This window comes from Algoriphagus resistens (assembly GCF_001442615.1).
Lineage (GTDB): Bacteria > Bacteroidota > Bacteroidia > Cytophagales > Cyclobacteriaceae > Algoriphagus > Algoriphagus resistens.
In genome coordinates this window covers 149,408-160,885 of record NZ_LMXN01000015.1, presented here as the reverse complement: position 1 = coordinate 160,885, position 11,478 = coordinate 149,408, and the positions used below count along the sequence as shown (strand labels likewise).

The 11,478-nt window shown below is 41.8% G+C and carries 11 protein-coding genes; 6 read left to right on the top strand and 5 right to left on the bottom strand.

Going from position 1 to position 11,478, the window contains the following annotated elements; translation table 11 throughout:
* Nucleotides 1-1,058: RagB/SusD family nutrient uptake outer membrane protein (locus AS141_RS21910; RefSeq protein WP_057939846.1), on the top strand; the 1,058-nt coding region annotated here is incomplete at its 5' end.
* Nucleotides 1,059-1,110: 52 nt separating this feature from the next.
* On the opposite strand, the gene AS141_RS21905 is transcribed toward AS141_RS21910, so the two are convergent.
* The 3 genes from AS141_RS21905 to AS141_RS26690 all read right to left on the bottom strand — a co-directional run bounded on the left by AS141_RS21905 (nucleotide 1,111) and on the right by AS141_RS26690 (nucleotide 2,181).
* Complete coding sequence (locus tag AS141_RS21905) at nucleotides 1,111-1,365, bottom strand: DUF6520 family protein (RefSeq protein WP_057939845.1); 255 nt, start codon at nucleotides 1,363-1,365, stop codon at nucleotides 1,111-1,113.
* 344 nt (nucleotides 1,366-1,709) lie between these two features.
* Nucleotides 1,710-1,916, bottom strand: coding sequence for a MauE/DoxX family redox-associated membrane protein (locus tag AS141_RS21900; RefSeq protein ID WP_057939844.1), 207 nt, complete (start codon nucleotides 1,914-1,916; stop codon nucleotides 1,710-1,712).
* Nucleotides 1,917-2,004: 88 nt separating this feature from the next.
* A complete protein-coding gene (locus tag AS141_RS26690) occupies nucleotides 2,005-2,181 on the bottom strand; it encodes a hypothetical protein (RefSeq protein WP_157243551.1) in 177 nt (58 codons plus the stop codon).
* 1,627 nt (nucleotides 2,182-3,808) lie between these two features.
* Between AS141_RS26690 and AS141_RS27250 the strand changes: the two genes are divergently transcribed.
* The gene (locus tag AS141_RS27250) at nucleotides 3,809-3,919 is read left to right on the top strand and encodes a JAB domain-containing protein (RefSeq protein WP_082632385.1); all 111 of its coding nucleotides are present in this window, start codon (nucleotides 3,809-3,811) and stop codon (nucleotides 3,917-3,919) included.
* Nucleotides 3,920-4,127: 208 nt separating this feature from the next.
* On the opposite strand, the gene AS141_RS21885 is transcribed toward AS141_RS27250, so the two are convergent.
* A complete protein-coding gene (locus AS141_RS21885; protein ID WP_057939841.1) occupies nucleotides 4,128-4,853 on the bottom strand; it encodes a LytR/AlgR family response regulator transcription factor in 726 nt (241 codons plus the stop codon).
* Nucleotides 4,850-5,875 carry a sensor histidine kinase gene (locus AS141_RS21880; RefSeq protein WP_057939840.1) on the bottom strand — a complete coding sequence of 342 codons (1,026 nt, stop codon included), beginning with the start codon at nucleotides 5,873-5,875 and terminating at the stop codon, nucleotides 4,850-4,852. The genes AS141_RS21885 and AS141_RS21880 overlap by 4 nt, the downstream gene beginning before the upstream one ends.
* Nucleotides 5,876-6,466: 591 nt before the next feature.
* On the opposite strand from AS141_RS21880, the gene AS141_RS21875 reads away from it, so the two are divergent.
* The 4 genes from AS141_RS21875 to AS141_RS21860 all read left to right on the top strand — a co-directional run bounded on the left by AS141_RS21875 (nucleotide 6,467) and on the right by AS141_RS21860 (nucleotide 11,422).
* Nucleotides 6,467-8,869 carry a TonB-dependent receptor gene (locus AS141_RS21875; protein WP_198293592.1) on the top strand — a complete coding sequence of 801 codons (2,403 nt, stop codon included), beginning with the start codon at nucleotides 6,467-6,469 and terminating at the stop codon, nucleotides 8,867-8,869.
* Between the two features lie 186 nt (nucleotides 8,870-9,055).
* Entirely contained in the window at nucleotides 9,056-9,400 is a 345-nt protein-coding gene (locus AS141_RS21870; protein ID WP_057939838.1) for a hypothetical protein, read from the top strand.
* 12 nt (nucleotides 9,401-9,412) lie between these two features.
* Nucleotides 9,413-10,321 (top strand): helix-turn-helix domain-containing protein, encoded by a 909-nt coding sequence (locus AS141_RS21865; protein WP_057939837.1) that lies wholly within the window; start codon nucleotides 9,413-9,415, stop codon nucleotides 10,319-10,321.
* A 303-nt stretch (nucleotides 10,322-10,624) separates the two neighbouring features.
* Nucleotides 10,625-11,422, top strand: coding sequence for an SDR family NAD(P)-dependent oxidoreductase (locus AS141_RS21860; protein ID WP_057939836.1), 798 nt, complete (start codon nucleotides 10,625-10,627; stop codon nucleotides 11,420-11,422).
* Nucleotides 11,423-11,478: the final 56 nt, after the last annotated feature.

The window sequence follows — 11,478 nt, the reverse complement described above, 5'->3', positions numbered from 1 at the left end:
GGCCATACCAACAGGTTCTCTTTGCCAATATAGTATTGGCCGAATTGGAGAATTTCAGTGAAGAGGAAAAACAGGCCACAGATTGGAAGGAGCTAAAGGGGGCGGCATTGTTTTACCGTGCATATGCCTATTTTGGATTGGCCAGGGCTTTTTGTCTGCCTTACGACAGGACTACAGCGGAAGGGGAACTTGGACTGGTACTAAGAACAAGTCCCGATATCGATAGCCCGTTGCCACGGGCTAACCTGGAGGAAACTTTTGATAGGATACTGAATGACTTAACTGCAAGCAGGGAACTCCTGGCTGATTTACCGGCTGTAAACACCCGTCCCTCAAAAGCGGCCGCTTATGCCATGCTGTCCAGAGTCTATTTGTATCAAGGGGATTTTGCAGGAAGCCTTGAAAATGCAGAATTGGCTTTGGGGATTTTTTCCACCCTGATAGATTACAATTCGGTTGATCCTTCACCCTCCAGACCATTTGTAGGCAATTTTGGAGAGGTGATTTATTACAGTGAAGTGTTTTCGCAGTTATTTTACTTTTACTTTTCCGGATCGGCAATCTCCCCGGACCTAATTGATCAATATGGGGATGGGGACCTAAGGAAGGAGCTGTATTATTATCCCCGTGATGGTTTTATGGCCTACCGTGGCCAGTACTCTTACCTGGTGAATCCATTTGGGGGATTGGCAGTGGATGAGCTGCTATTGAACAAGGCGGAGGCAGAGGCGAGGCTGGGTGAGGAATCGGAGGCATTGAATAGCCTTAACCAATTACTTGAAAAGCGGTTTATCCCTGAAAGTTTTGAGCCGTTGAGCGGCCTCAATGGAGAAGAGCTGATAAATACGATTCTAGTGGAACGAAGAAAGGAGCTGGTGTTGAGGGGGATCCGTTGGGGGGATATAAAACGGTTGAATGTACTGGGTGCGGATATTACCCTGAAAAGAACTATCAACGGTGAAGAAATCCTGTTGCCCGCAGGGGATCTCCGGTTTGCCTTACCCATTCCCCAAAAAGAAATAGGAAGAAGCGGTATACAGCAAAACAGGTATGAATAAAGAATCAGGCAGACTTTACCAAAGACTGCCTGATTTAAAGTAGGTGAAACTATTAATTAATTGGGACATACTTCCCTGTTTCCAGTGAACCATCCACCATATCCCCGTTTTCATCGAATCTGGCTACACACTGAGGATCTTCATCATCACAGTTATAAAGCTGTGTTTCCGGGATTTCTACCCATTCGTCGTCTACAAAGGCATGTAGGGTCCCGGTTTGTTCCGGTGTTGCGAAATTCATAGCCATAGCTAGAGTTGCTCCGAACACTAATCCTAGTGCAGGGAGCAGGTTTTTAAGTGATTTCATAATCTTGTCGTTTTTGGGAGTTGCCTCCCGGTTTAACATAGATTTTACTCAGTTCCGCTGATGCGGAGCCCCTTCCGAGGACTTCATCCTTCGTGAGGAATCCGCCCAAGGACTCCATATCAGCGGGTGAACCGTCCGGGTTGCCCCGGTTTGGGAATCGGTTCGGATCCCAGCACCGCCGAGTGTTGACAGGCATCTCAACTCCCTGTCATTTGAGATGGACGGTGCGGTACTTCTGTTTGATTTCCTGAGACTACTGTCTCGGATATCGTCTTTCTGGTATTTTTTGCAGCCCCTGCTTTAGATATTTGGGCTGTGGGCGGTGGATCTACCTCCGCCGCCCTTTATTTCTTTTTTTCTTTATTTCGTTGGTTCATTTTGTTCTGTGGTACCAGTGGCACTGCATAAGCCAGTACTTCGGCCAATTCTTCTGGGAAGGTCTGATTTCGGAAAGCGTTCCGGCTGTCTTCCCATCGGATCAGTTTGTCCAGACCTGTGTAGATCCAAAGCAGGATTAATAGGTCTGCCGGTATTTTTGAAAGTTCTTTCATTTGTGTCGTGGTATTTCATGGTTATCGTGATTAGATCTCTGTTCCTGTTTTGGTCAGACTAAGTTTAATAGGTTCAACTAACTGTTTTTCATTCGATTGTGGATTTTGTTGTGCTTGGATAAATGTCAATAGAAATGGCAATCAGAAGCAAGGAAATGGTGAAACTAGTAGGGATATCGGTGAAATTCGCCGCCTCAGAGGTGAAATTGGTAATTTTAGCTAGTGGGTTTTGGGATATAAGCCATCCCTTCTTTACTTTTTTCATTCTTGTTTTTTAATTAAAGATGCTAAGCCTATTGGTCATCCGCCATTTGTCGCATCCTTTTCTAAATGCTATGCCTAACCTTCAAGGGCTTGATTCTTTATTAGTGGTTATGTGAATCGCGTCCTGTGATTTTTGAATCCCTCAACAGCTATTAGAATGGGCTTTCAGACCAATCAGAATCCGTTCTAGGCTTGGAATAAATATCAGCAAGAATTCTCAAGGGTATCCAGAAATGGTACAATTAGCAGGGTTTTGGGTATAACTTACAGTTCAGCAAGGGTTTTTGGTCAGTTTTTCAATAAAAAAGTCATGGAATTTCCTGCCAGAAGAAGGAAAGAATCTGAAGTAAGAGGTAACACTGCGGTTAAGCTGCCATTTTGGGAGGTATAGTGATGCTATTGGTAGAATTCAACTTGAAAATCGGTTAAACACCTAAAAAACAGCTCGCATTTAATGAAAAGAAGGGCACTTTTGCAATCCTTATTCACAATCGGGAAGCTCATACGTAAAATTTCAATACGATTTGAAAAATTGGTGAAAACAACAGGGATATTGGTGAAACTTTCAGTTCAGCAAGGGTTTTTGATGAGTTTTTGAATAAAAATGATATGGAATTTCCTGCCAGAAGAAGGAAAAAGTCTGAAGCAAGAGGAATCGCTGTAGTTAAGCTGCCATTTTGGAAGCTATAGTGATACTATTGGTAGAATTCAGGCTGAAAATCGGTAAAACACTAAAAAACAGCTAGATTTTAATGCGGAGAAGGATACTTTTGCACCTATTATTCACTGTCGGGAAGCCCATACGAAAAATTTCAATACGATTTGAAGAATTGGTGAAAACAACAGGGATATTGGTGAAATTAACCGTCTGATGTGGGTTTTTGCAGGCTTTCTTGACTTATTTATGGGTAATGACTTTTTTGTCATCCTGTTTACGAGGATATGCAGCGCATATTATTAGAGCAATAACCATAAAGAGGATTTTGTACGGTCGAAAAGGGCATACTGGGATAGATTACAGATTTTTGAAAGGCGAGGGCTTTTCTTCTGTTACTTTTTAAAATCAACGGCAGAAAAGCGCAGCGAATATAGGGGTGGTATAGGTTGACTTTTACAAAAGGGGGACAAAAGGGATGGCATCAAAGCCGCTGGCTCCGCTGCGCTTTTTATTCCGGCTCCTTTAGTCCCATGGACCGCCCCTGTCTTTCGTGCTTTCTTTTTTGCTGTTTTTTCTTTTAAAAAATGTTTAGCAGCATCCCGCAGATTTAAGGGCAAAGAGGAATTGAATCAAAGTTCAACCCTAAAACACAAACGTCATGGGACACAAAACCTATCCAGATTCGCTCGGGTTTGTGCAGGTTATAATCAGCAGCTTTCAACGCTGCATTTTTAAAGCTTGATTTGGAGATAAATCATGACCTGTTTTAAAAATGAGGTACAGGATCGTTTTCAAAGGATACTAGTGCCTGATACACAAAACAGTTATCGATCTACTCAAAGTAAAGTTTTTAGTTCTTATTATTTCGGTACAAAGATAGGCGTTCCGGTCGGGGCGTTCAGCATAAAGCCGCTGCGCTATTTATTCCATTTCCTTCCGGGCTTTGTCGCCTTAGCGCTGATGGTGCTTCATAATTCACTGTTCCACAAAAGCGGGTGAGATTCTGGATATCCCGGTACTGGATCATTTGATTATGACAGGCGAAGGATATTATTCCTTTGCAGATGAAGGGGGGCTTTAGGGCTCTTTTTTTGTCTTTTCTAGGGCCAACTCTCTTTTCCTTTCCGGTAAATCCCTAGATGATAATTGAGGACACTCCTTTTTTACTGAAATCGGTAAGAGCCGGTGAATCCGATAAGTGGAATTATCTACAATTCTGTTTACTGTTTTTAGCAGTTTTAAAGTTTCAAATAACTTACTTAATTGAGAATCATTAATATGATAGCATACTACCCTCTGCCTATTAATTTCTTCGTAACATACTCATCAAAGAAATAACCTCGGTAAATTTCTCCAATCGGTATTTCACTTTGTTGGATGTAGATAGAATTGTTATCAAAAGAGGATATGTGCTGCACGTTCACGATATAGGATTTGCTTGTTCTAACAAACAGTTTATGCGGCAATTGCGCATGGATCGTTTTAATATTCATGGCCGTTATGATCTTCCTTTCTTCAGTGTGCAGCACGACATAGTCTTTAAGTCCTTCTATATACAGTATGTCTTTGAAGAATATTTTAAAGGTTTTTCGGTCTGCCTTCACAAAGAAATAATCACCTGCAATTGTTTCGATATTGTTATTCGAATGATCGGCCTCAAGCAGCTTGAAATAGGATTGTGCTTTTTCTACAGCCTTCTGGAACCGTTCCTGCCGAACAGGTTTAATCAGGTAATCTATCGCATCCACTTCGTAGCTGTCTAGGGCGAATTCGCTGTAGGCTGTGGTGAAAATAACAAGTGTTTTTTGAGGTATAGTTCTGGCAAATTCAATTCCGGTGATTCCCGGCATTTGAATGTCCAAAAATATAAGATCTACTATATGGTCGGCTAAAAATGCTGAAGCGCTATTGGCGCTGCTAAAACTGTCCAGCAGTAGCAGATCTTTGGTTTTTCCCACCAATAATTGAATGGCTTCTCTTGCCAGTGGTTCATCATCTACTATAATACAGGTCATAAGTTGATGGTTAATGATACGCTATATGTGTCAGTATTATCTTCTATCTGTAAGGCATGCCTCGCAGGGTAAATCAGTTCCAGCCTGCGTTTTACATTGGCCAACCCCAATCCTCCGGCTTCGGTTTTTTTGGAGATAATGCGTGGTTTTGAATTGATGCATTTAAAGAGCAATTGGTTATGGCCTACTTCAAAATACAGATGGACATAAGACTTCTTTTCTGAATCAACATTGTGCTTTATGGCATTCTCCACAAAGGTGATCAAGAGCAATGGTGCGATCTGAACCCAGCTTATTTCCCCTTGCTTTGATACAAGGTATTCAAAATTATCCCTTCGAATTTGCTCCAAATTCAAAAAATCTTCCAAAAAATGGATTTCAGAAGTGAGTAGCACACTGCTCCTTGCACTATCGTACAATTGATACCGAAGCAAATCACTGAGCTTCATCAATACTTGGGATGCCTTCACAGGATTTTTTTGTGTGAGTACGTTAGCATTGTTGAGCATATTGAACAGAAAGTGCGGATTGATCTGGTTTTTAAGTTGCTCCATTTCAGATCTCAGTGTCGTTTTTTCGAGTTCGTTTATCCTGAGGCTATCAAGGATAGAGCGCTGAAACAATTTAATTGCAGTGGAAGCCATTGTCAATACCAGGACCACAAAGGATACAGAAAGTATTCCTGCGGCTTCTCTATAAGCATCTTCCCTCCTATAGGAAGCCAAAATTTCCCAACTGAAAAAGTATATGGAAGAAATAACGGCAATGGTGGAAATAACAGATAAAGCATATGAGAAGTACTGATTTTTGAAGAAAAACCGGGGAACATACCAGTACATATTCAGGTAAAACAATGACACGAAAACCAAAACAAGTCCACTATTGATAATGGACTGAACGGGTTCAATAAATTGCGGCTGGCTATTGAATAGCACCAATGTGGTCAACAAAATCATTAAAATATGGCGTGCCAACCGGTAGTCGGAAGAAACAAAAAAATTATATACCCAATCTTTTTCCATTATTAATATATGTGTTAATGAGCGCCGGAGTGTATGCCAATTGCTTTCAAATGTAGATCAGAAATAAAAGTCCTCACCTGATTTTATACAAAAGCCACTACATATTATACAAAACCAAATGGAATCAAGAGAATCCCGGTGAATTCCTTATTCCTTGATCCTAAAAACTGATCTTTATGATTTCATCAAGCAAGCTTGATCGATTTTTTGAAGGGTAAGAATCTAGTCCTCAGTTTAGGTTAGTTCATGCACTGGTCTGTATTTCTCGGATTTTAAGTAGTATTTACTCCTAAAATTCCCATTTGCTATAAAAGCCAGCCTGTTTGGTATAATTCCAAAAAACCGCTTTGTGATCCCATCTACTTTAGCACTCTCGGAAAAATCAACCCGAGGAAACTAATGCAAAACACCATGATAAATCACAAACCTATGCACTTTCAAAAGCTAAGTAGCAGACTGAATTTAACTACTGAACCTGAGGTACAGTCAAAAGCAACTTTTTCAGACAGGAAATTTTGGCTACAACAAAGGCAATTTTGGCTAACTCCGATGAATAAAGCAATTGCAACTTTGTTTTATAAATCATCTGAAATGAAATACTTCTCTTTGGAAAAAGGCTTAATACTGACACTGATATTTAGTATGATGAGCGTCCTGTCTGTAGCCCAAACCATGGGGAATATCAAAGGAAAAATCATTGAACAGTCAACCAAGCAACCGATGATAGGGGTAACTGTACAGTTGGATAATACACAAAAGGGAGCGATTACGGATTCCGATGGAACATTTCTCATTGAAAACGTGCCCGTAGGCTCCTATGCGCTGACGATTTCATTCATTGGTTTTCAAACCAAAAAAGTCACGGATGTGATTGTTTCTGGCAATAAAACCTATTACTCCGAATTTGAGCTGCTCGATGAGGTGGGAGAACTTGGGGAAGTGACAGTACAGGCCTTTAAGGGTGAAAACAATCCGGTTACCCCGGTATCTTCTTTTTCCTATTCCAGGGAAGAAATATTCCGGAATGCCGGATCGCAGGGAGATATCATGAGGGCACTTGCAGTTTTGCCCGGAGTAGTCAGTGCAGGAGCCCAGTTCTCAGCCATTGCCGCAAGAGGGCAAGGCACACAGGACAATGTGTATATGGTCGATGATATGCCGATGTTCAATCTGTCACATTTGGAAGCAGAGGGTATCGCCTCGGGCTTCAATGATCCCAACGGCGGAAGGTTTAGCATTTTTGCTCCCCGTGTGGTGGATAATGTACAGTTTCAGAATGGCGGGTTTGATGCCACGTTTGGTCGTAAATCTTCCTCTTACCTTGGACTTGGTATCAAAGAAGGCAATAAGGAAAGTAGTTCTTTCAGTGCTCAGGCTGAGCTATTGGGTGTTACCTTGATTTACGATGGTCCACTCTCCAATAAGACAAGTCTTTTTACTTCAGCGCGCTATCAGAATTTTGCCGGAGTTGCCAACCTTACGGGCATTTCCAATATGGGCACCATAACCCTAAGTGATTTCCTGGTTAAAACCACTACGGAAATCAATGGGAAAAACAAGCTTTCATTTATTGCCATGTACAATCCTGAAAGTCCTAGCAGAAGCATCGACGATATCGATCCGGGTACAAATGTAAACGATGACAACAGCGCGGGGCTAACGCTATGGGATCATAGAGGCAGTAATGCTTTGATAGGATTAAATCTGCGTACACTCACCAGTACGTCCAGTTTTTGGAAAAATGTACTTTATTTCAGGGTATCTACTGTAGATAACACATTTGGTTATTATACGCCCTCTTTAGCCCCAGACGGAGAAATACTCGATCCGGAATTCGGGTATCATGAAGATGAATTACGAACCATTCAAAATAACCAGCAGGAATTTGGTTACAGGTCCATCTATACTAAGAACTATGAAAATCTGACACTTACCGCAGGTTTGGATGCCATCGCAATCAATCTGGACTACGAGAGAAATCTTGCACGGGTGGATACTCTTTATACATTCCGGTCTACAGATGTTCGGCCTGATCCATCCCAATATTACCAGATTCTGGATCCGGCTCGTTACAATGCCAGCTTTGAAAATACGGCATTCAATGGTTCGGCATATGTCAGCCTTTCTTGGAACGTTACGAATAGATTGACCCTGAATCCCGGCTTGCGTTACGATTACACAGGCTTTGCGGAGCAGCACACTATTTCTCCAAGATTGAGCGGCAGTCTGACATTGGGAGACAGACAGAGTATCAATTTTGCCACTGGCATCTATTATCAGGATGTGGCCTATTCCAATATCGCTGCGCAAAGTTTTGGCGATGTAATCAAAAACGAACGGACTATCCAGAATATCCTTGGTTACAAAATGCAGTTCTCGGGTGACTTGAAATTTGTGGCAGAGGCTTGGCACAAGCAGTTTGATGACTTGATTGTCCAGCCAAACCGGATTGAGGGCTATCTGACAAATGACGGTACAGGGCATGCGTACGGGGCTGATTTCAGTTTGATCAAAAGGCTCTCGAAAAAATATTACGGCCAGGTAAGTTATTCCTACATGCAAAGTGTAAGGGATGATAACGACGGATTGGGAGAATACGACTTTACCTTCAACATACCTCATGTATTCAGTGTATTGGGAAGCTATAAACCAAATGACAAATGGGTACTATCTGCCAAGTTCAGGTACTCAACAGGCCGACCGATTGATGATTATATAGTCCATGAAAATGTTTTTAATGACCTGAGCATGTTGCGGTACTCGCAGGAATTAACCTCCAGAAACGGAAGGCTGCTGGACGATTTTGTGAGCTTTGATATCCGGGCTGACTACAATATCCGGATGAAGCGAAGCGATCTGACCGTGTTTCTGGACATCACCGATATCCAAAATACTTTCAATGTAAACTTTGAACAGTTCATTCCCCTTTCAGGACAGGTTTCACGCTCAGGCCTAGGCATGTTTCCAACCTTTGGGGTGAAAATCGAACTATAAGGATGAGGTTGTAAACTTGAAATTGAGACATAGTGCAGTTCTTTGCCGAGAGGCCAAAGCGGAACAGGATAGAAGTTCTAATCAATTAGCTATAACTTAATCATCATGGAGGAAGGTGTCATCATGAATGAAAAACCAATTCTAAGTACCATAGCAATACATGCTTATTTAATTTAACTGAATTTTATGAAAATCTTTAGCATAGTACTCTTATTGATATCCGCCTTCCTAAGTTTCAAACACGGATGGGATGCTTTTCAACCTGCAAATGCCCAACAGGCACAGATGATGTCAGAGTTGGGTATTACCAAAAGCGTGATGCCATTTTTTGGGGTCTTCTCCATTCTTATCGGCCTGATGCTGTTCTTTCCACAAACGTTCGTTTTGAGCAACATTCTTAATACCATCGTCATCGTGCTGATCATGGCTCTTGCTCTCAATGCCGGAAACTATAAAATGGCTTTGTTTGAAATTCCCTTTCTGGCCATGCCATTGGTGATGATATGGTTAAAATATCCTTTCAAATCCTGAAAATCCTTACTTATGAAAAATGCTGAACCTTTTAGAATAAAAACCATTGCCGAAGGCCATCGGTTGACAGGCTTGGAAATGCCAAAGCATCCTTTGATCAGCTTGGTGGATGTTTCCCAATTTAAAAATCATACCGATGTGCATGCTGTGATCTTTGACTTCTACGCCATATCCATCAAAAGAGGCTGTAACAACTTGCTTTACGGACAGCAGAAATATGATTTTGATGAGGGTTTGATGGCATTTATGTCGCCGGGCCAGATACTACGTGGTGAGGAAGGGGGAGCACCGGCAGGTCTTGAGGGTTGGATGCTTTTCGTTCATCCGGATTTATTGTGGAATACTCCTTTAGCTAAGAAAATCAAACAATATGACTTCTTTAGTTATGCGTCCCATGAGGCACTTTTTCTTTCTGAAAAAGAAGAACTCATCATCAATGATATCATTGCCAATATCAAGCAGGAATATGATGCAAATATTGACGGATTCAGTCAGGGGATAATCGTCGCACATCTTGAAACGCTGTTGAGCTATGCCGAGCGTTTTTATAACCGACAGTTTATCACCCGAAAAAAATCCAGCCATCAGTTACTTGAAGAAATGGAGGAGTTGCTGATCAATTATTTCGATGGGGATGATCTGGTGTCAAGGGGACTTCCTTCAGTACAATTCCTCGCGGATAAGCTGAATGTATCGTCCAGTTATTTAAGCAGTTTGCTGAAATCCCTGACCGGACAGACAGCCCAGCAGCATATCCATGAGAAGCTGATCGAAAAGGCAAAAGAGAAATTGTCTACTTCTGCTTTGACAGTCAGTGAAATAGCATATGACCTAGGTTTTGAGCACCCCCAGTCGTTCAGCAAATTGTTCAAGGCAAAGACCAACGTCTCACCATTGGAATTCAGACAGTCTTTCAATTAACCCAAATATGACCTCTAACTCAAAAACAACTTCGCCGATCTGCCCTTTCCCTGACAAATAGTTTCCAGTCCATGTCTAAAATCACTAATAACCCCGCTTTAGCCCATCCTTCCATTTCCCAAGGAAACAAAGTCAGTTCAACTATTCTCCGTTGGTAGGGCATTGCGTTGGTTGCCACTGTGTGGATCAGCATTTTCAAAAAAAATCCTCTTAACCGCTTAATGGATACATATTGCTGACAATCGGATACTTTTCAGACTACCTGCTTTCTCAACTTTACATCATAATTTAAAATGATAGAAAATGAAAGTAATCTTAATAACCGGTGCATCGGGTGGAATAGGGGAAGCTATTGCACAAAAATTTGCGGAAAGAAAACACAACCTATTACTTGTGGCCCGTAATGCTGAAAAGTTAGGCACTCTCTGCAAGCAGATGACTGAGAAGTATGGCATCAAGGCCCAATTTATTACTGCAGATTTGGCAAAATCAGGAACTGCTGAACAGGTTTTTACGGAAACGAAGCATCGCGGGCTGGACGTGGAAATGCTCATCAACAATGCGGGAATCGGTTCCGGGGGAGAATTCTCTGAACTGGCCCTGAAGTCGGAACTGGAGATGTTGCAACTTAATATTTCATCTTTGGTAGCGCTGACCCATTTATTCCTGCAGGAAATGAAAGCACGCAACAGGGGGACAATCATCAACGTGGCATCTATGGCATCCTTTGTGCCTATTCCGTATATGGCTACCTATTCGGCCAGCAAGGTTTTTGTCCGCCACTTTACCCAGGCGTTAACTCAGGAATGTAAACCATACAAGGTACACGTGATGTTGCTTTGTCCCGGATTGACCAAAACCAATTTTAATAGCGCTGCCGGAATGGATGGTGAAGTAGGATGGAGGCTGAATGCGGAATATAACGGTTCTACACCTTTGCAAACCCCTGAGCAAGTTGCAGAAGAGCTATTGATCGCATTGGATAAAAGTAAGCATTATATTGTATCAGGAAGAATGAACCGTATGGCAAGCCGCTTAACTGCATTGTTACCAAATGCTTTTATAGCCAAAAGTTTTGCCAAGTCATACATGAAAAAATAGCAAAACTTATAACTATAGAAAAGTGGATTTAACTACTTCAACCATTCATCTCAAAA